Origin of the sequence: Psychromarinibacter sp. S121 (assembly GCF_049801035.1) — a bacterium.
In the GTDB taxonomy this organism is placed as follows: domain Bacteria; phylum Pseudomonadota; class Alphaproteobacteria; order Rhodobacterales; family Rhodobacteraceae; genus Psychromarinibacter.
Genome location: NZ_JBNAGE010000001.1, coordinates 1298695 through 1323090, shown reverse-complemented (window position 1 = coordinate 1323090; position 24396 = coordinate 1298695). Strand labels below are relative to the sequence as shown.

At 66.0% G+C, this 24396-nt stretch carries 21 protein-coding genes; 5 read left to right on the top strand and 16 right to left on the bottom strand.

Annotated elements, in window-relative coordinates:
- Positions 1–79: 79 nt before the first annotated feature.
- Positions 80–475, bottom strand: coding sequence for a RidA family protein (locus tag ACP156_RS06370; RefSeq protein WP_425050468.1), 396 nt, complete (start codon positions 473–475; stop codon positions 80–82).
- Between the two features lie 87 nt (positions 476–562).
- On the opposite strand from ACP156_RS06370, the gene ACP156_RS06365 reads away from it, so the two are divergent.
- On the top strand, positions 563–1282 hold the full coding sequence (locus ACP156_RS06365; protein ID WP_425050467.1) for a helix-turn-helix transcriptional regulator: 720 nt from the start codon (positions 563–565) through the stop codon (positions 1280–1282).
- Positions 1283–1500: 218 nt separating this feature from the next.
- Here the strand turns inward: ACP156_RS06365 and ACP156_RS06360 are convergent, their stop codons facing one another.
- The gene (locus ACP156_RS06360; protein ID WP_425050466.1) at positions 1501–2376 is read right to left on the bottom strand and encodes an NAD(P)-dependent oxidoreductase; all 876 of its coding nucleotides are present in this window, start codon (positions 2374–2376) and stop codon (positions 1501–1503) included.
- An 84-nt stretch (positions 2377–2460) separates the two neighbouring features.
- Here ACP156_RS06360 and ACP156_RS06355 point away from each other — a divergent pair, with 84 nt between their 5' ends.
- Entirely contained in the window at positions 2461–4920 is a 2460-nt protein-coding gene (locus ACP156_RS06355) for a penicillin acylase family protein (protein WP_425050465.1), read from the top strand.
- 13 nt (positions 4921–4933) lie between these two features.
- Here ACP156_RS06355 and ACP156_RS06350 read toward each other — a convergent pair whose 3' ends face one another.
- The 13 genes from ACP156_RS06350 to dusB form a co-directional block, all read right to left on the bottom strand.
- On the bottom strand, positions 4934–5329 hold the full coding sequence (locus tag ACP156_RS06350) for a DUF2177 family protein (protein ID WP_425050464.1): 396 nt from the start codon (positions 5327–5329) through the stop codon (positions 4934–4936).
- A gap of 64 nt (positions 5330–5393) precedes the next feature.
- On the bottom strand, positions 5394–6380 hold the full coding sequence (locus ACP156_RS06345; RefSeq protein WP_425050463.1) for a magnesium transporter: 987 nt from the start codon (positions 6378–6380) through the stop codon (positions 5394–5396).
- A gap of 78 nt (positions 6381–6458) precedes the next feature.
- The gene (gene hflX, locus ACP156_RS06340; RefSeq protein WP_425050462.1) at positions 6459–7727 is read right to left on the bottom strand and encodes a GTPase HflX; all 1269 of its coding nucleotides are present in this window, start codon (positions 7725–7727) and stop codon (positions 6459–6461) included.
- Positions 7728–7730: 3 nt separating this feature from the next.
- Positions 7731–7964, bottom strand: a complete 234-nt coding sequence (gene hfq, locus ACP156_RS06335; RefSeq protein WP_275568185.1) for an RNA chaperone Hfq — start codon at positions 7962–7964, stop codon at positions 7731–7733.
- Positions 7965–8119: 155 nt separating this feature from the next.
- Positions 8120–9649: a TrkH family potassium uptake protein gene (locus tag ACP156_RS06330; RefSeq protein WP_425050461.1), complete on the bottom strand. Its 1530-nt coding sequence runs from the start codon at positions 9647–9649 to the stop codon at positions 8120–8122.
- A 12-nt stretch (positions 9650–9661) separates the two neighbouring features.
- On the bottom strand, positions 9662–11038 hold the full coding sequence (trkA, locus tag ACP156_RS06325; RefSeq protein ID WP_425050460.1) for a Trk system potassium transporter TrkA: 1377 nt from the start codon (positions 11036–11038) through the stop codon (positions 9662–9664).
- A gap of 126 nt (positions 11039–11164) precedes the next feature.
- A complete protein-coding gene (locus ACP156_RS06320) occupies positions 11165–11773 on the bottom strand; it encodes a hypothetical protein (protein ID WP_425050459.1) in 609 nt (202 codons plus the stop codon).
- Between the two features lie 120 nt (positions 11774–11893).
- Positions 11894–13045, bottom strand: a complete 1152-nt coding sequence (locus tag ACP156_RS06315; protein WP_425050458.1) for a Hint domain-containing protein — start codon at positions 13043–13045, stop codon at positions 11894–11896.
- Positions 13046–13253: 208 nt separating this feature from the next.
- Positions 13254–14666 carry a sigma-54-dependent transcriptional regulator gene (locus ACP156_RS06310; protein WP_425050457.1) on the bottom strand — a complete coding sequence of 471 codons (1413 nt, stop codon included), beginning with the start codon at positions 14664–14666 and terminating at the stop codon, positions 13254–13256.
- A gap of 10 nt (positions 14667–14676) precedes the next feature.
- Positions 14677–16932 (bottom strand): ATP-binding protein, encoded by a 2256-nt coding sequence (locus tag ACP156_RS06305; RefSeq protein WP_425050456.1) that lies wholly within the window; start codon positions 16930–16932, stop codon positions 14677–14679.
- A 102-nt stretch (positions 16933–17034) separates the two neighbouring features.
- On the bottom strand, positions 17035–18399 hold the full coding sequence (locus ACP156_RS06300) for a response regulator (protein WP_425050455.1): 1365 nt from the start codon (positions 18397–18399) through the stop codon (positions 17035–17037).
- A gap of 25 nt (positions 18400–18424) precedes the next feature.
- A complete protein-coding gene (locus tag ACP156_RS06295) occupies positions 18425–19507 on the bottom strand; it encodes a two-component system sensor histidine kinase NtrB (RefSeq protein ID WP_425050454.1) in 1083 nt (360 codons plus the stop codon).
- Complete coding sequence (gene dusB / locus ACP156_RS06290; protein WP_425050829.1) at positions 19504–20496, bottom strand: tRNA dihydrouridine synthase DusB; 993 nt, start codon at positions 20494–20496, stop codon at positions 19504–19506. Before dusB ends, ACP156_RS06295 begins: the two co-directional genes overlap by 4 nt.
- A 193-nt stretch (positions 20497–20689) precedes the next feature.
- Between dusB and ACP156_RS06285 the strand changes: the two genes are divergently transcribed.
- The 3 genes from ACP156_RS06285 to ACP156_RS06275 are packed head-to-tail and all read left to right on the top strand — an operon-like array spanning position 20690 to position 22804.
- Positions 20690–21826, top strand: a complete 1137-nt coding sequence (locus tag ACP156_RS06285) for a bifunctional 2-C-methyl-D-erythritol 4-phosphate cytidylyltransferase/2-C-methyl-D-erythritol 2,4-cyclodiphosphate synthase (protein ID WP_425050453.1) — start codon at positions 20690–20692, stop codon at positions 21824–21826.
- Complete coding sequence (locus ACP156_RS06280; RefSeq protein WP_425050452.1) at positions 21823–22317, top strand: phosphatidylglycerophosphatase A family protein; 495 nt, start codon at positions 21823–21825, stop codon at positions 22315–22317. The genes ACP156_RS06285 and ACP156_RS06280 overlap by 4 nt, the downstream gene beginning before the upstream one ends.
- Position 22318: 1 nt before the next feature.
- Positions 22319–22804, top strand: coding sequence for a CinA family protein (locus tag ACP156_RS06275; RefSeq protein WP_425050451.1), 486 nt, complete (start codon positions 22319–22321; stop codon positions 22802–22804).
- 193 nt (positions 22805–22997) lie between these two features.
- Here the strand turns inward: ACP156_RS06275 and ACP156_RS06270 are convergent, their stop codons facing one another.
- Complete coding sequence (locus tag ACP156_RS06270; RefSeq protein ID WP_425050450.1) at positions 22998–24326, bottom strand: MmgE/PrpD family protein; 1329 nt, start codon at positions 24324–24326, stop codon at positions 22998–23000.
- Positions 24327–24396: the final 70 nt, after the last annotated feature.

The following is a 24396-nucleotide window of genomic DNA, read 5'->3' as shown; positions in this document are numbered from 1 at the left end:
TGTTGGCTTTGGTGTTGGTCGGCTTTGCGGACTGAACGGCCATTTGGTTTTTTCAACCAAATGGCCGCTCTGATTGGCTTTACGCCATTGCCGTCGCTTCAATCTCGAACAGCAGACCGGGGATCGCGAGACGTGCAACACCCAGCAAGGTCATGGGCGGGGCCACTTGATGCGGACCAAAGCGCATTCCCATCAAGTCGAAGTTTTTCAAGGCCTCATCCACATCGGTGACATAGACGCCGAGCCTAACCACATTGCTCAGATTCATGCCCGCTCCTTCGAGGACAGCTTCGAGATTGTCTAAGGCCAGACTCATCTGCGCGCGCATGTCGCCGGGATGCTGAGGAGCGCCGTTCTCGTCCACGGCGGTTTGGCCTGCACAAATGACCTGACGCGTCGCGCCGCCAATCACTTCTGCCTGATTGTAACCCAGTTTGATTGACCAGTCCCACGGGTTCACAGCTGTCCGTTCCATTTCGCATTCTCCTTGTTTTGCGTTTCTGGAATCGGTGTAGATCTAAACAGTGCCAAAATTTGACACCTTTTATGATAGGGTGTCGACATGAACATTCGACTCAGACACGACGCCATCGTGCGCAGCCTTCGTCGCAACGGGACATCTACCATCGATGCCCTTGCCGATGAGGTCGGCGCATCCCGTAGGACCGTGCTGCGCGACATCAGTGCACTCCGGGATGAAGGCTATGTGATCCATTCCGATGTTGGTCGTGGAGGGGGGGTGCAACTTGACCCTCAATCGATGCAGGCGACGGCCAAACTGTCGGTACCAGAGGTTTTCGCGCTGCTCATCAGTGTTGCGGCCATGCGCGCTGCGGGGCACCTGCCATTCTCGGAATTGGCTGATGCAGGGCTCGCCAAGATCGAAAAAGCCCTGCCCAGAGAGAAGGTGCGCGATCTGCGCGCTTTCCTCGACTGCCTTCATATCGGCCAACTGTCGCCGCTGCAGGATCTGTCTGACATCGGCAGAATGGATCCCGAGCTCTTGCCCGCATTCGAAGCGGCATTTCTTGGGCGGCACCACATTCGATTTGGATATCGCGACGCTCAGGGGCGCAACACCACGCGCGAAGTCGAACCGCAAGCGATGCTGATCCTCCCGCCACTATGGTATCTCGTTGGATGGGACCCGATGCGCGGCGATTTCCGGCACTTCCGTATGGATAGGATCAGTAGCCCGGAAACCGTTCCTGACAGCAGCTTTCGGCGCAGACATGTGCCGTTTGAAGACGACGTTTGCCCATACAGCGAATTACAAATGTGACCGGTGAAGCGCCCATTCGATCACGGCGCAGCATTATTCAAAGTGGCCTCAGAGCCGACCTTCGCCGCGATTTGCCCAAATGGTCCTTCCTATCGGACATGATTGACCAAGACAGCTTCACGACACCCCAAAACAAAAGGCGACGCTCCTACCCAAGCGTCGCCTTCCGTTTCTCAACGAAACAATGACCGATCCAAACCGATCACTGTTTCCCAACCTCAACCATCCAACTTCCGCAGGCGCGAGATCAGGGACGAGGTGTCGCGCCGGCCGCCGCCCATGTTCTGGACGTCCTTGTAGAACTGGTCCACCAGCGCCGTGACCGGCAGCGAGGCGCCGGTTTCCTCGGCGGTGGCAAGGCAGATCGCAAGGTCCTTGCGCATCCAGTCCACCGCGAAGCCAAAGTCGAACTTGTCGTCCAGCATCGTCTCGTAGCGGTTCACCATCTGCCACGACCCGGCCGCGCCGCCGCCGATCACCTCGACCACGTCGCGCCCGTCCAGGCCCGCCTTCTGGGCAAAGTGCAGCCCCTCGGCCAGACCCTGCACCAAGCCCGCGATACAGATCTGGTTGACGGACTTGCACAGCTGGCCCGCGCCGCTGTCGCCCAGCCGCTTGCACAGCTTGGCATAGCTGTCCATCACCGGCTCGGCGCGGCCATAGGCCTCTTCGGTGCCGCCGCACATGATCACCAGCTGGCCGTTTTCGGCCCCGGCCTGCCCGCCCGACACCGGCGCATCGACGAAGGCGATGCCCGAAGCCTTGGCGACCTCGGCCAGTTCCCGCGTCACCGCCGCCGACACCGTGGTGTGGTCGACGAAGATCGTGCCCTCGGCCATCCCGGCGAAGGCGCCGTCGTCTCCGGTGCAGACGGCCCGCAGGTCGTCGTCGTTGCCGACGCAGGACATGACGAACTCTGCACCCTCGGCGGCCTCCTTCGGCGTCTTCGCGGCAGAGCCGCCATGCTCTTTCACCCAGGCCTCGGCCTTGGCGAAGGTGCGGTTATAGACGGTCACCTCGTGGCCCTTCGCGGCAAGATGCCCGGCCATCGGGTAGCCCATGACGCCCAGTCCCAGAAATGTCACCTTGGCCATGTCGCGCTTCTCCCCATTGTCATGTTATCCGGGTCCGACTAACTAACGGCCCCACCCCCGCGGTCAACCGAGGATTCCCTTCCCATGGCGACAGCCTTCCGATGGCTTCTGAGGCTATTCACCGTTGTCGCGGGCCTCGCCATCGCCGCGATGCTGCTTGCCTACTACATGGCGTCGCGGTCGCTGCCCGATTACGACGCCACGGTCGAAGTCGACGGCCTGACCGCCGCGGTCGAAATCGTGCGCGATCACGCCGATGTGCCGCATATTTTCGGGGCCAATGACGCCGATGTCTATTTCGGCCTCGGCTATGCCCATGCGCAGGACCGGCTTTGGCAGATGATGATGCTGCGCCGCACCGCGCAGGGCCGTTTGTCCGAGATTTTCGGCCGCCGGACCTTCCGCTTTGACGAGCTGATGCGGCGGCTGGACATCTACAACCTCGCCGTCCGGTCGGTCGAGGTGCAGGACGATGCCACGATGGAGGCGTTGCGCGCCTATTCCGCCGGGGTCAACGCAAGGCTGACCGAGGTGAACGAAAGCGCGCTGGGGCGCGGCGCGCCCGAGTTCTTCCTGTTCTCGCCCGAGATCGCGCCATGGGCGCCCGCCGACAGCATCGCGCTGGTCAAGCTGATGGGCCTGCGCCTGTCGTCCCACATCGCCGAAGAGGTCCTGCGCGCCCGGACCTCGCTTCTGCTGCCCGAGGACCGCCTGCGCGACATCCTTCCCGACAGCCCCGGTGCCGGCATCGCCGCGCTGCCGGAGTACGCAAGCCTCTTCCCCGGCGTCGAGACATTCGCGGACGTTGCCCCCGAAACCGACCCGCTGGCACCCTACCCCCCGCGCGGTCTGGCGGGCGCCTCGAACGCATGGGCCACCGCCCCCAGCCGCGCGGCCTCGGGCGGCACGCTTCTGGCGAATGATCCGCACCTTGGGTTCTCGGCGCCGTCGACGTGGTACCTCGCCCGGATGGAGTTCGGCGCGGGCGGCGTGATCGGAGGGTCCATCCCGGGCATTCCGGCGCTGATGGTGGGCCGGTCGCAACATTTCGGCTGGGGCATCACCTCGTCCTATCTCGACGATCAGGACCTGTACGTCGAAGAACTGAACCCCGACAATCCCAACGAGGTGCGCACCCCAGAGGGGTTTGCGCCGATGGAAACCCGAAACACGATCATCCGCGTGAAGGACGAGGCGCCGGTCACCATCAGCCTGCAATGGACCGACAACGGCCCGGTCATTCCCGGCCATCACTATGGCCTAGCCGCGATCACGCCCCCCGGCCACGTGATGTCGCTGGCATGGACCGCGCTGTCACCCGAGGACACGTCGATGACCGCCGCGATCCGGCTGATGCAGGCGCGCTCGGTCGAGGAAGGGCTGGAGGCCGGCGCCCTGTACATGGCGCCCAGCCAGAACCTTACACTGGCGGATGGCGACAGCATCGCGATGAAGACCGTGGGGGTAATGCCCCGCCGCGACGCCAACCACCAGACCTTCGGCCGCATCCCCTCGCCCGGCTGGGTGCCCGAGAACCGCTGGCAGGGCTGGATGAACTACGCCGCCAACCCCGAATTCATCGACCCGGCGGGCGGCATCCTTGGCAACACCAACAACAAGACGGTGAACCGTCCGTTCCCGAACCACGTCTCGTACCACTGGGGCGACACCCAGCGCATCCAGCGCTGGCGGCGGCTGATGCAGGCGCGCGAGGTCCACACCCGCGAAAGCTTCATCGAGGCGCAGCTTGATACCGTGTCCTACTCTGCCCGCTCGCTGCTGCCGCTGGTCGCCGCCGATCTGTGGTACTCGGACGAGGCGGCCCCCGCCGGCACGCCCGAACGCCGCCGTCAGGAGGCGCTGGAGCTTCTGGCGAACTGGAACGGCGAGATGAACGAGCACATGCCCGAGCCGCTGATCTACGCCGCGTGGATGCGCGCGCTGCAGGACCGGCTGATCCGCGACGAGATCGGCTCGCTCGCGCGGGAATACACCCATGTCGACCCGGTGTTCATCGAGCGCGTGTTCCGCGATGTGAACGGCGCGGGCGTGTGGTGCAACGTGATCCAGTCCACCTCGACCGAGACCTGCACCGAGATCGCCCGCCGCGCGCTGGACGATGCGCTGGTCTGGATCGCCGAGTCCTACGGCGGTTCGCTGGAATCGCTTCGCTGGGGCGACGCGCACGAGGCGACGCATGATCATACGGTGCTGGGCGATGTACCGCTGTTGTCGTGGATCGTGAACATCCGCCAGTCCACCTCGGGCGGGGACCAGACACTGATGCGCGGATTGACCTCGGGCACCGGGACGAACCCGTTCGAGAATGTCCACGGCGCGGGCTATCGCGGGGTCTACGACTTCGCCGACCCGGACAGTTCGGTCTTCATCATCGCCACCGGGCAGTCGGGCCACCCGCTTAGCCGCCACTACGACGATCTGGGCGAGTTGTGGCGGCGTGGCGAATACATCCCGATGTCGCTTGACCCCGAACTGGCCCGCGCGGCAGCGGTGGGCATAACCACCCTTCTGCCGCGCAACTAACCGAGAACCGGCGCTAGGCGAAGGCGCGGGTGACCGTGACCCCGCCGACCGCCGCGACCGTCGTCAGCAGCGTGCCCCAGGTCAGGTCTATCGCCACCATCGACCAATGCCACGGCTTCAGCGTCGCGAGGTTGGTGAACTCGTAGGTGCCGTAAGCCACCGCGCCGAACAGCGCCGCGTTCAGGACAAGCCGCGACAGCGGCACGTCGCCGGTCATCGCGGGCCATGTGACCAGCCAGACCAGCACGGCCACGTAGAACAGGTAAAAGATCGCGGCGGGCGCCAGCCGGAAGGCCAGCAGGTCACCCACGTGGCGCTCGAAAGCGGGGCGGATCATCAGCGTGAGCCCGACCGCGTCGAGAGCAAGGAAGATCACGCAGGTCGTCACGTAGAGAATGAGCAGGGTCATGGCGGGTCTGTCTTTGTTCTGTGTCATACCCGATACGCCCCCTGCCCCTGATCGGATCAGTCTTTCACATCACGAAAACCGAAACCGACAGGAAATAAATCGCGAGGCTCGCGGCGTCCTGAATGATGGTGCAGACCGGCCCCGATCCCAGCGCCGGGTCCGCGCCCAGCCGGTCGAAGGTCCACGGAAGCGCGAAACCCACCACCGCCGACACCGCACCGCCCCCAAGGATCGCCAGCCCCACGGCCAGCGACAGAAGCGCGTCGCCGAACACCAGTTGCACGCCCCCGGCAGCCAGCACTCCCAGCGACACGCCGATCCCAAGGCCGATGATCATCTCGTCCCGCAGCAGCTTGCCGATGGCGATTTTCTCTTCGGCCAAGGCGCGGACCGAGACCGAAACCGCCTGCGACCCGATGGCCCCCGCGATGTAGACCAGCGCAGGCACGAAGAACGCCACCGCGACATTCGCCGCCAGCGCCTCTTCAAAACCGACCATCACCATGGTCACCAGCGACGATGCCAGCAGCCCGAACACCAGCCACGGCAACCGCCGTCTCAGCCGGTCCAACAGCGGCGCGTGCAGCGAGGCGGCGGGGCCATCCTCGTGCGGGCTGATGCCTGCGCCGTGCTGAAGGTCCTCGAAATGCTCTTCGCGCAGGATGCGGAACAGTTCGCCCGGCGGCACCGCGCCCACGAAACGGCCCGCGTCGTCGACCACCGGGACCGAGATCATGTCGAGCCGCATCGCCAGTGCCGCGATGTCTTCCTGATCGGCCTCGGGCGTCACCGCCTCGGGCGCGGGCGCCATGATGTCGGCCAGCGTGCCGTCATGCCCCGCGATGATGTCGTTGATCCGGACATAGCCAAGCAGACGGTCGTCGGTGTCGGTGACGAACACCGTGGCCGCCGATTTGAACCGCTGGCCGCGGAGTCGCTCGAACAGCTCGGACACCGGCGTGTCCGGGCCAGCCGTCGGCACGCTGGTCTCCATGTGCGCGCCGGCTTCGTCATGTTCTGGCGGGTCGATGGTTTCGGGCAAGTCTCGCATCGGGCGCGCCTTTCCGGACCGTTCGGATCGGACCCGAGGCTAGACCAGCCCGCCCGGACTGTCCCGTGACAATTCCGCCTAGAGCTCGCGGAACCGTTTTTCCTGCCGGGCGGTCCAGCGGACCTTGAGGTCGAAGCCGTCGTCGGTCTGGCGCTCGTCTTCGATCACGCCTTCCTCGTGCAGCCATGCCCGGCGGCGTCCGTCCGAGAAGTCGAGATGCAACTCGCGCTCGGTCTTTTCTTCTTCCAAGGCCTCGGACACCGACTCGAACAGCCGCCGCAGTCCCGAGCCTGTCCAAGCCGACACCGGGAACACGTGGTCGTTGCGTTCGGCCAGCGCCAGCAGCGCCTCGCGCCGTTCGCCGGTCACAAGGTCCATCTTGTTCCAGACCTCGATCATCGGGGTCTCTTCCCCGACGCCCAGTTCCTGCAGGATCGCCTCGACGTCTTCGGCCTGCTCGTCGGTCTGCGCGTGGCTGATGTCGCGGACATGCAGGATCAGGTCCGCTTCCAGCACCTCTTCCAGCGTGGCGCGGAAGGCGGCGACCAGTTGCGTCGGCAGGTCGCTGATGAAACCCACCGTGTCCGATAGGATCACCTCGCGGCCCGAGGGCAGCGTCACGCCGCGCATCGTCGGGTCCAGCGTCGCGAACAGCATGTCTTTCGCCATCACGTCGGCGCCGGTCATGCGGTTGAAAAGCGTCGACTTTCCGGCGTTGGTGTAGCCCACCAAAGCCACCACCGGGAACGGCACCTTGCGGCGCGCGGCGCGGTGCAATTCGCGGGTCTTCACGACCTTTTCAAGCTGGCGGCGCAGGCGCACAAGCTGTTCGTCGATCGCGCGGCGGTCCGCCTCGATCTGGGTTTCGCCGGGACCGCCGACAAAGCCAAGCCCGCCGCGCTGGCGTTCAAGGTGGGTCCAAGCGCGCACCAGACGCGTCCGCTGATAGGACAGCGCCGCCATCTCGACCTGAAGCACACCCTCGCGGGTGCGCGCCCGGTCGCTGAAAATCTCAAGGATCAGGCCGGTCCGGTCGAGTATCTTGACCTTCCATTCCTTCTCGAGATTGCGCTGCTGCACCGGGCTGACGGGACCGTCGATCAGCACGAGGTCGATCTCGGCCTCTTCCAGCCGCTTGCCCAGTTCCTCGACCTTGCCGGATCCGAACAGCATCCCCGGATGCGCCTTCGGCAGGCGCACGACTTCAGAGCCGATCACCTTCAGATCGGGCAAGGCCGCGGCCAGGGCCACAGCCTCTTTCAGCGCGGGCTGAGCCTCGCGCGCGTCTCTGTCGGAGGTGATGTCCGGGTGCAGGACCCAGGCATACGTCAGATGCGGATCGCCCAAGCTTTAGTCGTCGCCATCATACAGGTTGATCGGCTGGCTCGGCATGATCGTCGAGATCGCGTGCTTGTACACCAATTGCGACTGTCCGTCGCGGCGGAGGAGCACGCAAAAATTGTCGAACCAGGTGATAACACCCTGAAGCTTCACGCCATTGATAAGAAAAATTGTCACCGAGACTTTCGTCTTCCGGACATGATTCAGAAATGCGTCCTGCAAATTCTGCTTGTCGGCAGCCATTGGTTTTTTACCCTTTTTCGTTCTGCCGCGGACTGTCCCGCTTATTGTCAGTGGTTTCGAGTATGTACGGGAACATAACGGGATTCCAGCCCAAAAAATCGCTCTCTACCGATTGAAAACGGGGCGTTTTGCCCAATGTTGGGCAGTCCGTCGCGTCAATTGCGCCAGAACTCGGGGTTGAGCAGCGCGATGATCACCAGCGTCTCCAGCCGGCCCAGCACCATGGACGCGGTCAGGATCCATTTGGCGGCGTCGCTCAGGGTGGCATAGCTGATCGGCACGGACTCGGCGATGCCTGCAAGCGGGCCGGTGTTCGACAGCGCGGCGATGGTCAGCACGGTGGTCTGGTCGAAATTCAGGCCCGTCAGCGACAGCGCCAGCATCACCACCGCGATGGACATCGCGAACAGCATGAAGAAGATCCACGCCACATAGGCGCCCCGCGTCCGCAGATGCCGCGCGAAGACACCCGAACCGCCCACCGAGCTGGGATGCACCAGCCGCTCCAGTTCGCGGATGCCGTGCTTGTACAGGGCGTAGACCCGCAACAGCTTCACCCCGCCCGCCGTCGTCGCCACGCCGCCGCCGATCAGCGCCAGCCCCATCAGCACCAGCCCCGGCGTCTCCAGCCCCGACCAGGCCTGCGCGGTATCCCAGTGCGTGCTTTCAAAGCCGGTGGTGGTCAGGAACGACAGCACCGTGAACACGCCACCCCACAGCGCCGCGAAGCCCTGCACGGCAAGGTTTTCCATGTCGCCGACGTTCTCGATCTCGATCGCGCCCCACCAGTGGCGCAGGAACAGGAACAGCGGCACCAGCAGAACCAGCCCCGCCGCCATCCGCAGTTCCGGATCGCGCCGCATCCGTTTGCGGCGGCGCACGTTGCCCTCGCGTTCGAAGGTACGGCGCGACAGGGCGAAGCCGAGGAAGAGGAAAATCATCAACTCGCCCACAAACCCCGATTGCGCACCGGTGGTGCCCCCGACCGGAGAAATACCGCTTGTGGCCAGCGTCGACATCGCGTGGCAGATCGCCACCAGCGGAACGTCACCCGCCACCAACAGTAGCACGAACAGCACCAGCGTCAGGATGAAATAGATCGGGAACAGCATGTAGGCATAGCGCCGAAGCCGCATCTGCGGGTCCGCGACGCGCTGGATCTGCGTCAGACCCGCGTCCGCCGCCTCGCCCCGGTCGCCCAGCACCTCGAAGCCGCCAAGGCTGAGCGGCGCCATGATCGCGATGGCCGTCACCCAGACAAGGAACCCGCCCATCCACCCCACCAGCGCGCGCCACAGGTGCACCGCCCCCGACAGCCGTCCCGGCTCTGGATAGACCGAGGCGCCGGTGGTCGTCAGCGAGGACACCATCTCGAAGTAGGCGTTGAAATACCGGGTGTCGCCCACCGCTTCGTACAGCGGCACCGCCAGCATCGCGGGCAGCACGGCGTAGGCCGCAAGCAGCGCCAGAAGATGACTGCGCGCCTGCCGCCGCACGGCGTAGTTCGAGACCGCGATGGCGATCATCGCCGACAGCGCGATAAAGATGATGCCCGAGAACAGGAAGGCCCGCGCGCTGTCCCAGTCCCGCACCGCGCCGGCATAGACGGCGGGCAGGAACATCGCCACGGCCCCGATCATCATCAGCAGGACGATCAGGGGAAGTCCGAGGATACGGCTAGGCATCGCCCCGGCGCCTCAGAAAAAGTCGATCGAGACCTGCAGCAGCCGCTCGACCTCCGGAACGTCCGCCGACAGCGAGAAGATGGCGATCACGTCGCCCTCGTCGATCCGCATGTTGCCTGCCGGACGGAACATCTCGCCGCCCTTCATCACCCCGCCGACCAGCACGCCTTCGGGAAAGTCGATGTCGCGCAGCAGTTGCCCCGCGATGGGCGAGGTCGACAGCACCTGCGCCTCGATCACCTCGGCCTCGGCGTCGCCGATGGAATAGACCTCGCGCACGCGCCCATGCCGGATGTGGCGCAGGATCGAGCTGACGGTGGTGGTGCGCGGGTTGATGATGGCGTCGATGTCCAGCGGGATCATCAGCGACGACAGCGACTGGTCGTTGATCAGGCAGATCGACAGCTTCGCCCCTGCGGCCTTGGCGCGCACGCAGGCAAGGATGTTGGTCTTGTCGTCGTCGGTCACCGCAAGAATGGCGTCGGCCTTGGCGACGTTCGCCTCTTCCAGCAGTTCCATGTTCAGGCCGTCGCCATGCAGAACGATGGTCCGTTCCAGCGCATCGGCGGCGCGTTCGGCGACGGGGCGGCTTTTCTCGATGACCTTCATCCGCACCCGGTCGGTCTGGCCTTCCAGCGCCTTGGCCACCGCAAGGCCCACGTTGCCGCCGCCCACGATGACGGCACGCTGGGTCTTCACGACTTCCTTGCCGAAGATTTCGAGCGCCCGGTCGGCGTCTTCGCGGTGGGCGAAAACGTAAATCTCGTCGTCGACGAACAGCTGGTCGTTCGGTTCCGGCGCGAACAGCCGGCCCGAGCGGCGCACGCCGACCACGATGGCCCGCAGGGTCGAAAACAGGTCCGACAGCTGCTTCAGCGGCGTGTTCACCACCGGGCAGTCCTCGTCCAGCACGATGCCCATCAGCTGCGCCTTGCCGCCAAGGAAGCTTTCGGTGTCGAAAGCGGCGGGGTGCTTCAGCCTCCGCAGGGCGGCGTCGGCCACCTCGCGCTCGGGGCTGATCACCACGTCGATCGGCATGTGCTCGCGCCGGTACAGGTCGCTGTAGATCGCGTTAAGATAAGACTGGCTGCGCAGGCGGGCGATTTTCTTCGGCACGCTGAACACCGAGTGCGCCACCTGACAGGTGACCATGTTCACCTCGTCCGAGTGGGTCGCGGCGATCACCATGTCGGCGTCGCGCGCGCCGGCGGCGTCCAGAATGTCCGGATACGAGGCAAAGCCCGCAATCCCCTGCACGTCCAGCGTATCGGTGGCGCGGCGCACGAGATCGGGGTTGTTGTCGACGACGGTGACGTCGTTGCGTTCGCCCGACAGGTGACGGGCGATCTGCCAGCCGACCTGACCCGCACCGCAGATGATGACTTTCATGCGCCTGTCGCCTTGCTTGCCGTCAAACTCATCCCAGTCGCCAACCGATGGCACGGGGCGCGGGCGGGGTCAATGCGCCCGCAGAAACGGTCGATTGCGTTAACCGTGCCATCGCAGGCCCGGACCTCAGCGCGGTTTGCTGGCGGCCCATTCCCGTTTCATCCGGAACACTTCCGACCGTTCGATCCACGTATAGTGATCATCCTGCAGCACGCGGGCCCAATACAGCACGCCCTGCCCCTCGCGCCACGGGTCCAGAACGATGCCCTGGTCCCACGCCGCACCCTTGGCGCTGACGATGACCGTGGAATGCTCGATCCGGATGTTGTCGGCGTTGGCGATGGCGCGGTGGAAGTCGACGGTCTGGAAGCCTTCCTGCCGCAGCCGCGCTTCAAGATCGTCGGCCCAGTCCTTGCACAGGCCACGGGGCTTGATGCCCATGTTGACCTTCACATTGTGGACCAGCGGCGGGTCGACCGCGCCATAGCGCGGCGCAAGCGTGAACAGCGGATACTCGACCGCGATCTTCGCGATCCGCGCGGCCTCTTCGGGGTCGATGGCGGGCGACAGGCCGATGATGCCCTGCGTCAGCGCCGAGATCTTGGTCAGTTCGGGCACCCCGCTGGTGCCGACGATCTCGCGCTGGCCGGCCGAGGTGACCTCGGCCACCGGCGGCGTCGAACCGCAGCCCGCGGCGGCCAGAAGTGTCAGCAAAAGTGCTGCTTTGCGGATCATGTTCACGTCCCTCGACCTCAACCCGATGCCTTGGGGTGCTACCCCGTTCGCCGGTCACTGTCGAGAGCCGCACAGCCGCCGGGCCGTCGAAGGACCGCCCGGCGTTGCAGCCGCGCCGCGTCAGCCCGAGGCCCGGTCCGTCCGCGCGCCGTTCTCGTCCAGCCGCTCTTTCAGCGCGACCGGCAACAGCCGTGCCGACGCGATGCGCGGCAGGTTCATCTCGGGGATCAGCAGTTCGGCCCCGTACATCGCCAAATAGTCGGCGTGGTTGTCGTAAAGGGCCCTGCCCGTCACGTCGGCGAAGCTTTCCGCCGGTACGCCCTCGGCCATAAGCACCTCGTGCGTGGCGGTTTCGATGTGCCAGTAGGTGATCCGCGCGGGCAGCGTCTTGTGCGGGGCAAAGGCGATCTCGGCGCCGTTGACCAGCGCGCCAGCGTTGACCAGCAGATCGTCAAGCACGATGCCGTGATCGGCGGTCACCACAAGGTCGCGCTTCGGCAAGTCGATGCCCAGCGACCCGGCGCGCAGGCGCACCGGTTCCAGCCGGGCGGCAAGCCGGCCCCGCAGACGGACCTCCTGCCGGAAGACGAAGCGCACCGGCACCGCGCGGCCGTCCGACGTCAGCACCATGTCGCCGGGGCCCAGATCCTCGACCGGGCGCTCGCCCTCGGGCGTGGCGATCAGCGTGCCGGTCAGGAAACAGTTCGCAGCGCCCGGCGTGATCGCCTGATCGGCCCATGTGTCGTCGCCATCCTCGACCCGGCTGGTCGAATTGCCCGGGGTGTCGTCCTCGCCCTGCTCGGTCGGACCGACCTGCGAAGCGGAGGGATGCGACACCAGCAGCGCGTTGACCGCAGCGGTCACGTCGGCGCCGTCCGCGTTGGAGCCCTGAAAGACGACATATTCGTCATCCGTCGCGTTGTAGAGGATCACGACGTCGCCATCCGAAAGCGTCAGTTCGCCATCCGAATACTGCGAATCTGCGCCGTTGACGCCCTGGATCGGGTTGGCGTTATCGACACCGTCGACCAGTACGAAATACTCGCCCGCCCCGATCGTCGTACCCGGATCGATCGTGGCCTTGAGGACATTGTCCTCCCAGACCTGCCAGCCGGAAATATCCACCGGCGACCCGCTGGTGTTGTAAAGCTCGATGAACTCGTCCTGCGCGTCGACGCTGCCGTCGCCGTTCAGGTCCTGTCCGGCCCCGAAGGGAATTCCGCCGATTTCGTTGATTACGACGCCATCAAGCGTTGCCGTGGTCTGTACCATGACCAGTGCCTCCGTCTCTCTCACCCGTCCGCCCGGTTCTCCGCAGCGGCTCCCTCAGCCCTTCCGTCCCGACGCCCAAACCGGCGGGACGGCCCCAGACGGCGCCGGGATCACCGGCGCGCGGGCATAGGTTAGAGACAGCGAAAGCGGCGCTTTGATGGCGCCGCTTCCAAACTTGTCTGGCAATTGAGTGACTTCGACAGGCGTATCAGCCGGTGCGCAGCGCCTCTTCCTCGACGGTCGCGATCCGGCTGCCCGCCTTGTTCGTGGTCACCACGCCCAGCGACTTCAGCTTGCGGTGCAGCGCCGAGCGCTCCATGCCGACGAAGCTGGCGGTGCGGCTGATGTTGCCGCCGAAACGGTTGATCTGGGTCAGCAGGTATTCCCGCTCGAACAGTTCGCGCGCCTCGCGCAGCGGCAGCGTGGCCAGCGAGCCCGACAGCACGACCTTGCCATCGTCCTGCCCCTGAGGCTCGGACTGCGGCAGTTCGGCGGCCGAGATCGGACCGCTGCCGTCGCCAAGGATCAGCACCCGTTCGATCACGTTCTTAAGCTGGCGCACGTTGCCCGGCCAGACCATCGTCTGAAGCAGCGCGACAGCTTCCTCGGACAGCTCGCGCTGCGGCAAGCCCTGGGTCTTATTGAAGCCGTCGATGAAATAGTCGGCCAGCGTCGGGATATCCTCGCGCCGGTCTTCCAGCGACGGCACGATGATCGGCACCACGTTCAGGCGATGGTACAGTTCCTGACGGAACCGGCCCGCGTCGATCTCGGTCTGAAGGTCGCGGTTGGTGGACGAGATCACCCGCAGGTCGACACGCACCTTGTCGGTGCCGCCGACACGCTGGAACGACTGCTCGACCAACACGCGTAGGATCTTCGACTGGGTGCCCGACGGCATGTCCGCGACCTCGTCGAAATACAGCACGCCGCCATGCGCCTGCTCCAGCAGGCCCGGCTCGACACCCCGGTCGGCGCCTTCGCGACCGAACAGGACCTCTTCCATCCGCTCGGGTTCGATCGAGGCGCAGTTGACGGTGATGAACGGCGCCTGCGCCCGGTTCGAGTTGGCGTGGATATAGCGCGCGGCCACTTCCTTGCCCGCACCCGCCGGACCGGTCAGCATCACGCGGCCGTTCGACTTGGTCACCTTGTCGAGGTTGTTCTTCAGCGTCTTGAAGGCCGAGCTGTTGCCGATCATCTCGGTCGGCCCTTCGTCGCGGCGCTTGAGCTCGCTGTTCTCGCGGCGCAGGCGCGACGTCTCCATCGCGCGGCCGATCACCACCATCAACTGGTCGATGTTGAACGGCTTCTCGATGAAGTCATAAGCGCCCTGCTTGATGGCGGCGACGGCGATCTCGATGTTGCCGTGACCGGAAATGATCACGATCGGGATGCCGGGGTTGTCGCGTTTCACCGTCTTCAGGATGTCGATCCCGTCCATCCGGCTGTCCTTCAGCCAGATATCGAGGATCATCAGCGCCGGCGGATCCGTGTTGATCGCCGCCATGCAATCGTCCGAGTTCGCGGCCAGCCGCGTGGCATAGCCTTCGTCCTCCAGAATATCGGAGATCAGTTCGCGAATATCGCGCTCGTCGTCGACTATAAGAATATCGCTCATAACTGCTTCCTCATACGGCAAGTTCGGTTTTTTGTGGGGCCACTTCCTGCGGCACAAGCGGCAGGCGTATTTCTGCCCGGGCGCCGTGGCGGGCGCCCGGGGTAAAGGGTTCCGCATCGACCAGAGCCAGCGTGCCGCCGTGCTCTTCGATGATCTTTTTCACGATGGACAGGCCAAGGCCGGTCCCTTTCTCGCGGGTGGTCACGTAGGGTTCGAACAGACGTGACCGGTCGGGCGGCAGGCCGATGCCGTTGTCGTCAATGGTGATCACAGCCCCATTGCGGCCCAGTTTCATCGCGACGCGCACCTCGCCGGCATAGTCGGCGTCGCCGGAACTTTCGCGATAGCTTTCAATCGCTTCGCCAGCATTCTTGATCAAGTTCGTTAGCGCCTGACTGATCATCGTGGCGTCGATATCGCTCATGACGGCGTCGGACGGCACGTCGGCGGTCACCGTCACGCCTTCCTGCTGCGCATCCTCCTGCAGCAGCACGGCGTCCCGCACCAGCCGGGCAAGGTCTTCCACCTTCCGCTCGGGTTCCGGCATGCGGGCGAATTTCGAGAACTCGTCGACGATGCGCCGAAGGTCGTTGGTCTGGCGGATGATGACCTCTGTCATCTGCTCCAGCCGGTCAGAGTCGCCGACCTCGCGCCCGAACTTGCGCTGGATGCGCTCGGCGGACAGCTGGATCGGGGTCAGCGGGTTCTTGATCTCGTGCGCGATGCGCCGCGCTACGTCGCCCCACGCCGCCATCCGCTGCGCGCTGACCAGATCGGTCACGTCGTCGAAGGCGATCACGTAGCCCTCCAGCGAGCCGTCGTCGTAAGTCCGTACCGCCATCCGGACCAGCAGGTTCTCCAGCTTGCCGCTCCGCATCATCTTGATCTCTTCCTGCACCGTCTCGCCCACGGCGGCGCGCAGGCGGCGGAACAGCGGCGTGAACTCGGGCACAAGGTCCGACAGGCTGCCGGAATGCAGGTCGGGGTCCAGCCCCAGAAGACGCGCGGCAGAGCGGTTGATGAACGTCACCTCGCCCTGCTCGTCCAGCCCCATGACGCCCGCCGTCACCGAACTCAGCACAGAGTCGAACAGACGCCGGCGCCGTTCGATCTGGGCGTTGTTTTCCAGCATGGTGTCGCGCTGCGCCTTCAGCTGCCGGGTCATCTGGTTGAAGATGCGGCCCAGCATGGCGATCTCGTCGTCGCCCTTCTCTTCGCGGATCTGCACGTCCATGTCGCCCGCGCCCACCCGCTGCGCCGCGCCGGTCAGTCGGCCCACGGGGCGCGACAGACGCTCGGCGAACCACAGGCCCAGCCAGATCGCGGCCAGAACGAGGATGACCGCAAAGCCAAGGTAGACCAGCCCGAACTCGAAGACGATCTTGCCCCGGTCGCTTTCAAGCTGGTTGTAAAGGTTCACCGTCTCGCGCGTGTCGTCCAGCAGGCGCAGGATCTCGCCGTCGACGTTGCGCGACACGTACAGGAACCGGTCGACGTATTCGTCCAGCGCCACGATGGCCCGGAACTCGTTGACGTCCCAGTCCTCGATAATGACCGTCTCGCCGGCCCGCGCCCGTTCCAGCAGGTCGGCGCCCGGTTCTTCGAAATCGAACAGATAGCTGCGCTCGCCCCGCGCCCGGATCTCTCCGCCGCCATTGATGATGAACGCCTCGCGCAGTCCGCGCTGGATCTGCGTCTGGCCCTGCGTGAGGATCTGCCGCAACTGCCCGTCCGATACGAACACGACCGTCCGCCGCGCCGCGTTCAGGTACTCGGCCAGCGCTTCGGCGTCCTGCGTCAGGTCCTGCCGGTGCTCTTCCTCGTAGGCCTGCGCCGCGCTCAGCGACGAGCCCAGCACGGTGCGCACCCGGTCCGAGAACCAGCCTTCGAGGCCGAAATTCACCGTGATCACCGCGAACACGGCCACCAGCACCGCCGGGGCCAGCGCCACGATCGCGAACACGCCCGTCAGCCGCAGGTGCAGCCGCGACCCCGCCGAGCGCGCCCGTCGCGCCGCGATCATCGCCGCCACGCGCTGAAGCACCAGCGCGGCGATCACCATCGCATAGACGAGGTCCGCAAGAAGGACGATCCGCAGGCCCAGCGACCCGTTGCCCTGGCCCAGAGGACCAAGAACAAGGAAGGTGGCCGCCGCCAGCACGGGCCCAAGGATCACCAGCCCGATCGTGGCGGCGTTCTGAACCCTGCGTTGTCGACGGAGCCTGCTCAGACGCTCCCAATTGAGACGTCGTACGGCTGTGCGCACGAGACTCACCTCACTATCCAGCCGCCCGAAAGCGGCGCTACCGCAACATTGAGTGGTCTTTGATACCGCCTGCGGCGGCAATGCCACTCTTATGTTGCGGTTTTACATCAACTTGCGGCGCCTTGTCACCTGAATATCGAGGTCCGTTATCTTTTTACGAAGCGTGTTCCGGTTGATGCCCAGCAGATCGGCACATTTGGCCTGGTTTCCGCCGGTCGCGTCGAGTGCGATTTCTATAAGCGGGAGTTCCACTTCGCGGAGGATCCTCGCGTAAAGTCCCGGCGGCGGCAGGACCCCGCCGTGCAGGTCGAAATACCGCCGAAGATGCTTGGCCACGCTGGACGAAAGCTTGTCGCCGTCGCTGCCGCCCTGCAGCGGCTCCATCGCGGGCTGGTTGCCAAGCACCTGTTCGGTCTCGGCGCGGGTGATCTCTTCCTCGGCCGAGGTGACCAGCAGGCGGCGGATTGTGTTCTCAAGCTGGCGCACGTTGCCGGGCCAGGAATAGGCGCGGATCAGGTCCAGCGCCTGCTCGGTGAACCGCCGGGCCGGCAGGCCGTCGCGTTCGGACCGGGCAAGGAAATGCTCGGCCAGAAGCGGGATGTCGTCCACCCGTTCGCGCAGGGACGGCACGTTCAGGGTGACGCCGGACAGGCGATAGAACAGGTCCTGCCGGAAGGCGCCGGATTCCATCTTGTTGCCCAGATCCGCCTGGCTGGTCGCCATGACGCGAGGCGCGTTGTCGGTGAAGCTGTCCAGCATCCGCACGATCCGCGCCTGCGCGTCGTCGTCCAGATCGCCCACCTCGTCGAACAGGATCGACCCGTTCTTGGCGCGGCTGATCAGCGTCGCGGGCCCGTCCATCGTTGCAAGATCCGACGCGCTGGCCACCACGAAGGGCAGCGTGCGGCGGTCAGAGAAGTCATGAATAGCGCGTGCGATCAAGGACTTGCCCGTGCCACTTTCACCGGTGATCAACACCGCGAGTTCGGTGTTCATCACCCGCGCGACAAGGCGGTACAGCGCCTGCATCGCGGGCGTGCGGCCCACCAGCGGCAGGTCGTCCTTGGTCTGTTCCTCGTTCGCGCGCTTCGGAGTCGCCCGGCGCTTGACCTCAAGCGCGCGGGCGGCGCGCTTCATCAGGTCCGGCAGGTCGAAGGGCTTGGGCAGGTAATCGTAGGCGTCCTTCTCGGCCGCCTGGATCGCCGTCATGATCGTGTTCTGCGCCGAGATCACGATGACCGGAAGGCCGGGCCGTTCCTCGGCAATCTTCGGCAGGGCCTCCAGCCCGTTGCCATCGGGCATGACCACGTCCGAAATGACGAGATCGCCCTTCCCTTCCTCGACCCAGCGCATCAGCGTCACCATCGAGGACGTGGCGTGAACCTTGCACCCGGCTCGGGTCAGGGCCTGCGTCAGCACCGTGCGGATCGTGCGGTCGTCGTCCGCGACCAGGACTGTACCGTCCATTAGTTGGCCTCCTTGCCAGTGATGGTCATTCGTCCCGCACCTCCTTGGGTGCGATCGGAAGTGAGATGCGGAACACGGTGCGTCCGGGCACCGAGTCCACCGAGATCCAGCCGTCGTGGTCGGATATGATCTTGCTTACCAGTGCCAGCCCAAGCCCGGTGCCGTTCTCGCGGCCGGACACGAAGGGCTCGAATATGTCGGCCTGCATATCCTCGGGGATTCCGGGGCCGTCGTCGATGATCTCGATCTGAAGCGGCAAGGCGCCGCCGGCTCCGTCCCGCCGGCGCAGCCGAAGCGACAGGTCATAGAAGGTGTGCAGCCGGATGGTGCCGCCCTGCTTGCCCGACGCCTCGCTGGCGTTCTTCAGCAGGTTCAGGAACACCTGAAGCATCTGGTCCGAGTCGACATAGGTCGGCGGCAGCGAGGGGTCGAAATCCTCGACGATCTTCATATGCGCGGCATAGCCGACCATCGCCGACTTGCGCGCCCGGTCCAGAAGATCGTGGATATTGACCACGCGGCGCGCGGGCGGGCGCAGGTTGCCGAACTGTTCGACCTGATCCAGCAACGCCACGATGCGGCGGCTTTCGGCGACGATCAGATCGGTCAGCTCAAGGTCGCCGTTCGACAGGTTCATCGACAAAAGCTGCGCCGCGCCGGTGATCCCGGCCAGAGGGTTCTTGATCTCGTGCGCCAGCATCTCGGCCATGCCGATGGCGGACTTGGCCGCCGAGGTCACGGAATACGCGCGGCCCAGCCGGTCGGCGATCTGGCGCGGCTCCATCACCACCAGCACATGCCCCGGCATCCCGATCAGCGGCGCGATCTGGATGTTGCACTGCACCGGCGCGGCATTGCCGCCGGACACATCGACCTTGTTGATGAACAGCGGCGACAGATCGGTGCGCACCCGCCCGAAGGCTTCTTCCAGCGGCGCGTCGATCGCCAGCTTGTCGAACACGGGCGACCCCAGCAGCGACCGCTGCGAGGTGTTCAGGAACTGCTCGGCGGGAGCGTTGACCTCGGAGATGCGGTCTTCGGGGTCGACCACGAAAGACGGAACGGGCAGCGAGGCCCAGATCGTGTCTCCAAGCGTGCGGACGGTCATGCTGCGGCGGCCTCCTCGCAGGCATCGAAAGCCATGGGCAGAAGCCGGCGCACCTGCGCCGCGTCGCTGGCGGTCAGCACCTCGCGGCGCAGCCCGGCGGGGGTACGTGCGGTGTCCATGTACCAGCCAAGGTGCTTGCGCACGACTTTCTGCCCCAGCGCCACGCCGTAGAACGACAGCGACGCCTCGAAATGTTCAGCCACGAGCTCGGCCAGCGCGGCCCCCTCGGGCACGTCCGGACGCGGGCCGCCGAACACGGCGGCGGCGACCTCTGCCAGAACCCACGGACGGCCCTGCGCGCCCCGGCCGATCATCACCCCGGCAGCGCCCGACAGCGACAGCGCACGGCGCGCATCGTCAGAGCCAAGAATATCCCCGTTGGCGATCACCGGGACCGAAACGGCATCGGCCACGCCCCGGATCGCAGCCCAGTCGGCAGAGCCCTTGTAGAACTGGCAGCGCGTGCGGCCGTGGATCGTGATCATCTGCACGCCCGCGGCTTCGGCGCGACGGGCCAGCTCGGCGGCATTTCGCATGTCGTCGTCCCAGCCCAGCCGCGTCTTCAGCGTCACCGGCACGTCGACCGCGTCCACCACCGCCTCGATCAGGGTCAGCGCGTGGTCGAGATCCTTCATCAGGGCCGAGCCGGACGCCCCTGCCCCCGAAGCGCTGGTCACCTTCTTGGCGGGGCAGCCCATGTTGATGTCGATGATGCGCGCGCCGTTGGCTTCGACCATGCGCGCGGCTTCGGCCATCCAGTGCGCCTCGCGCCCTGCAAGCTGCACCGCGGTGGCCTGCTCGCCGAGCCCAAGCTCTGCCTTCTCGCGCACGCCGGACTTCGCCTGCACCATCTCTTGGCTGGCGACCATCTCGGACACCACCAGCCCCGCACCGAATCCGGCCACGATCCGCCGGAACGGCAGATCGGTGATACCGGCCATCGGAGCCAGCAGGACCGGAGGGTCTATGGGCACTGTCGCCAATCGAATGGTCAATTGCCTATTCCTTGTGCGGTTGGTTTGGTAGCTATTCTGCAAGCGCTTCGATTACAATTCCTACGCGCGCATTGCTGCATTCAATTCACTATATGATTATTTTTTAATCACATCGGCCTGCAAAATGTCCTCCATTGTCACCCCGGCAGACTGGCAATAGACAGTTCGGGGCCGCATCGAGGAGCGCATGACAGTCACAGCCGCCATCATCGTCGCCGCCGGACGGGGCACCCGCGCCGGAGGGGACATTGCAAAGCAATGGCAATCACTTGCCGGGCGACGTGTCATCGACTGGACGCTCGACGCCTTCCGCGCCGCAGCGGGTGTTGACCGTGTCGTGCTGGTGCTGCACCCGCAGGAAATGCACCGCGCGCCCGAGTTCCCCGACGTTACCTCGGTCGCGGGCGGCGAGTCGCGCAGCGACTCGGTTCGCGCGGGGCTTCAGGCACTGTCGGACGCCGATTGCGCCACTGTGCTGATTCACGATGCCGCCCGCCCGCTGGTCAGCCAGCGCATCATCTCGGACGTGCTGACCGCCCTGAAGGACGCCCAAGGCGCCGCCCCAGCGCTTGAAGTCAGCGACGCGCTGTGGCGCGGGGCCGAGGGCGTGGTCACCGGCCTGCAGGACCGCAGCGGACTTTACCGCGCGCAGACGCCGCAGGGGTTTGCCTTTGACGCGATCCTCGCCGCGCATACCTCGTTCGGCGGGACCGCCGCCGATGACGTCGAGGTGGCCCGCGCCGCCGGGATCGAAGTCGTCATGGTCCCCGGCGAGGAACGAAACCTGAAATTGACCCGCGCGACGGATTTCCAGCGCGCGGAAGCCTTTCTTGGAGCAAACATGGACATCAGGGTCGGCAACGGGTTCGACGTTCACCGGTTCGGCAACGGCGACCGCGTGATCCTGTGCGGGATCGAGGTCCCGCATACCCACGAACTGAAGGGGCATTCCGACGCCGATGTCGGCATGCACGCGATCACGGACGCGATCTATGGCGCACTTGCGATGGGCGACATCGGCCAGCATTTCCCGCCCAGCGACAACCAGTGGAAAGGCGCCGACAGCGCCATTTTCCTGCGCCACGCGGGCGAACTGGCGACGGCGCATGGCTATGCGATCTCGAACATCGACCTGACGCTGATCTGCGAGCGCCCGAAGATCGGACCGCATGCCGCCGCGATGGCGCGCAAGATCGCCTCGATCCTCGGGATCGAGCCGGGGCGCGTGTCGATCAAGGCGACCACCAGCGAGCGGCTGGGCTTCACGGGCCGCGAGGAAGGCATCGCCGCCATGGCGACCACGTTGCTGACAGGTGGCGCATGAGCCGGGCGATCGCGACATTCTTCGGCGTTGGCCTTCTGCCGTGGGCGCCGGGCACGTGGGGCTCGGCGGCGGCGATCCCGGTGGCGTGGGTGCTGCACGGGCTGGGCGGCTTTCCCCTGTTCGCGGCCGCGACGGTGCTGGTCTTCGCGGTCGGCTGGTGGGCCACCGCCGAGGCGACGCGCGGCAGCGACGACCACGATCCCTCCGAGATCGTCATCGACGAGGTGGCGGGGATCTGGCTGGCGCTGTGGCCGCTGTCGGCCGGGCTGTGGCATGCGGACGTCGGCGCGTGGGTGTTCCCGTGGCCGGGCTGGGTCGGCGCTTTCATCATGTTCCGCCTGTTCGACATCTGGAAACCCGGCCCGGTGGGCTGGGCCGACCGGCGCGGCGACGCGCTGGGGGTGATGCTGGACGATGTCATCGCGGGCGTGTTCGCGGCGATCTGCGTCGCGGCCGCGGCGGGCATCTCGCACGGACTGCTGGGGATGTAGCATGGGCAGCCGCGCCGAAACCCTTCTTACCATGGCGCGCGAGGCGGGGGCGATCATCGCCACCGCCGAAAGCTGCACCGGCGGTCTGATCGCCGGCGCGATCACCGACATCGCCGGATCGTCCGACGTGTTCGACCGGGGCTATGTCACCTATTCCAATGCCGCCAAGCGCGGGATGCTGGGCGTGCAACAGGAAACCCTGACCGCCCACGGCGCGGTCAGCGAGGCGGTCGCCCGCGAGATGGCGCATGGCGCGCTTTGGCGGTCCGAGGCGACGCTGGCCGTTTCGGTCACCGGCATCGCCGGGCCCGGCGGGTCCGAGCACAAGCCAGAGGGGCGCGTCTGCTTCGGCCTCGCCCAGACCGGGCTGGCGGTTCAGACCCAGACAGTCGAGTTCGGAGCACTGGGCCGGTCGGCGGTGCGCGCGGCCAGCGTGGACTTCGCGCTGGACCTGATGATCGCGGCCCTGCGGGCCTCGGCGCGGTAGGAAGGCTTTGACGGAGGCACAGTCAACGTCAGCGCAGGGCTGGATAGGCTCCGGTCCGCTGCCCCGGCACGAACCGCGCCCAGCCGCGAACCGCGCCCCGCCCTGTCCCGGCACGCACCGCGCCAATCGCCACAACCAGCGGACAGCCGCGCCATGGGCAGCCACCGGATAGCGCCAGCCCCGGCCTGCGCCGCTACATCGGGGTCGCGGCGGGAGTCGGGAAGCGGCCGACCATGCAGCGGCAGAAGGCGCGCATCTCGGGGGCCTGACTGGTGGTGATCGCGGTCCAGAACGGTTGCAGGATCGCGTCGCCCAGCAGCGCCCGCGCCTTGCCACGCAGCTTGGTGGCGCGGTCCTGCATCGGGATCGCCTGATCCAGATCGCTGACCGCCTGTATCGTCCGCCCGCCCGACAGGCTGACGCTGATCTGCGCCGACGGCATCGCGATGGAGTCGTCGGGGCGGATCGTCACCAGCTTGCGCAGCTCTGCCACCGTCGCCGATGCGGAGGCCGCATCCGAAAAACTGTCCAGCTCGCGCGTGTCGACCCCGTCCAGCACCATCGCCGCGATATGCGGCAGGCTGTATTTGGCCTGAAGCCCGTCCTGCGGCGCGGCCAGCGCGTCGCGCAGTACCCAGCGGGGGTTCAGCGCGACTTCCACCGCCTCGATCGTTTCGCCAGCCAGCCGTGGGCCAAGGGTTTCCAGCGCTTCGATCATCGCCTGAGCGCCGTGGGCGCAGGCGTGGAACCGGTGCGACACGCCGTCGAAGAACCATTCCGTCCCAAAGCCCTTCCACGCCCCCTGGTCGTTGTCGCCGCCTAGCGTCGCGCAGAAGTCGCCGTCGCCCACCAGTGCGCTGGGCGCCGCGCTCATCCCCAGCCCGGCCAGCGTCGCGCATTCGACGCCCGCCGCAGCCGCCGCGCCAACCTGCATCGCCTTGGCCATCGTGCCGCTTTGGCAGCCCAGCCCGGCCGCGCGGCTGGCGGCAAGGTTCAGGGCCTGTCGGTATTTCTCGTCATCGAGGTTCATGATCCGCGCCGCCGCCGCCGCGCCGCCGATGCCGCCGGTGATCGCGGTCAGGTCGAAACCGGCCTCTGTCGGGCCGCGTCCCAGCCAGACGCCCAGCCGCACCGCCAGTTCGGTGCCCAGCAGGCAGGCGTCCAGAAAGGTGGCCCCGTCCGCGCCGCTGCGTTCCGACACAGCCAGCGCCGCCGGGATCACCGCGGCCGAGGGGTGCCCCTGATAGGCATAGTGCGCGTCGTCCAGTTCCAGCGCATGCGCCGCCGTGCCGTTGTAGAAGGCCGCCGACCGCGCCGGCAGCTGCCGCGAGCTGCCGAACAGGCTGGCCTGTGGCGCGCCGCCATCCGCCGCGACCATGTTGCCGACCAGTTGCGACACCATCGCCTCGCGCCCCGCGAACCCGCAGATCGCCCAGTCGAACAACGAAAGGCGCATCATCGCGCGGTCCCCGTCCAGCGGTTGCGCGTTTCTGACGAACTCCACCAGGTCGTCGGTATGCATCGGCAATCTCCTCGGCGCGTCGGTCGGGGAAGCTATTGCCGCAATTCGTAAAGATAGGGTTCCCGCCGCC

Excerpts from the sequence above, each read along its gene's own strand:
- ACP156_RS06370 (WP_425050468.1), bottom strand. The coding sequence starts at position 475 with ATGGAACGGACAGCTGTGAACCCGTGGGACTGGTCAATCAAACTGGGT.
- ACP156_RS06365 (WP_425050467.1), top strand. The coding sequence starts at position 563 with ATGAACATTCGACTCAGACACGACGCCATCGTGCGCAGCCTTCGTCGC.
- ACP156_RS06360 (WP_425050466.1), bottom strand. The coding sequence starts at position 2,376 with ATGGCCAAGGTGACATTTCTGGGACTGGGCGTCATGGGCTACCCGATG.
- ACP156_RS06355 (WP_425050465.1), top strand. The coding sequence starts at position 2,461 with ATGGCGACAGCCTTCCGATGGCTTCTGAGGCTATTCACCGTTGTCGCG.
- ACP156_RS06350 (WP_425050464.1), bottom strand. The coding sequence starts at position 5,329 with ATGACCCTGCTCATTCTCTACGTGACGACCTGCGTGATCTTCCTTGCT.
- ACP156_RS06345 (WP_425050463.1), bottom strand. The coding sequence starts at position 6,380 with ATGCGAGACTTGCCCGAAACCATCGACCCGCCAGAACATGACGAAGCC.
- hfq (WP_275568185.1), bottom strand. The coding sequence starts at position 7,964 with ATGGCTGCCGACAAGCAGAATTTGCAGGACGCATTTCTGAATCATGTC.
- ACP156_RS06330 (WP_425050461.1), bottom strand. The coding sequence starts at position 9,649 with ATGCCTAGCCGTATCCTCGGACTTCCCCTGATCGTCCTGCTGATGATG.
- trkA (WP_425050460.1), bottom strand. The coding sequence starts at position 11,038 with ATGAAAGTCATCATCTGCGGTGCGGGTCAGGTCGGCTGGCAGATCGCC.
- ACP156_RS06320 (WP_425050459.1), bottom strand. The coding sequence starts at position 11,773 with ATGATCCGCAAAGCAGCACTTTTGCTGACACTTCTGGCCGCCGCGGGC.
- ACP156_RS06315 (WP_425050458.1), bottom strand. The coding sequence starts at position 13,045 with ATGGTACAGACCACGGCAACGCTTGATGGCGTCGTAATCAACGAAATC.
- ACP156_RS06310 (WP_425050457.1), bottom strand. The coding sequence starts at position 14,666 with ATGAGCGATATTCTTATAGTCGACGACGAGCGCGATATTCGCGAACTG.
- ACP156_RS06300 (WP_425050455.1), bottom strand. The coding sequence starts at position 18,399 with ATGGACGGTACAGTCCTGGTCGCGGACGACGACCGCACGATCCGCACG.
- ACP156_RS06295 (WP_425050454.1), bottom strand. The coding sequence starts at position 19,507 with ATGACCGTCCGCACGCTTGGAGACACGATCTGGGCCTCGCTGCCCGTT.
- ACP156_RS06285 (WP_425050453.1), top strand. The coding sequence starts at position 20,690 with ATGACAGTCACAGCCGCCATCATCGTCGCCGCCGGACGGGGCACCCGC.
- ACP156_RS06280 (WP_425050452.1), top strand. The coding sequence starts at position 21,823 with ATGAGCCGGGCGATCGCGACATTCTTCGGCGTTGGCCTTCTGCCGTGG.
- ACP156_RS06275 (WP_425050451.1), top strand. The coding sequence starts at position 22,319 with ATGGGCAGCCGCGCCGAAACCCTTCTTACCATGGCGCGCGAGGCGGGG.
- ACP156_RS06270 (WP_425050450.1), bottom strand. The coding sequence starts at position 24,326 with ATGCATACCGACGACCTGGTGGAGTTCGTCAGAAACGCGCAACCGCTG.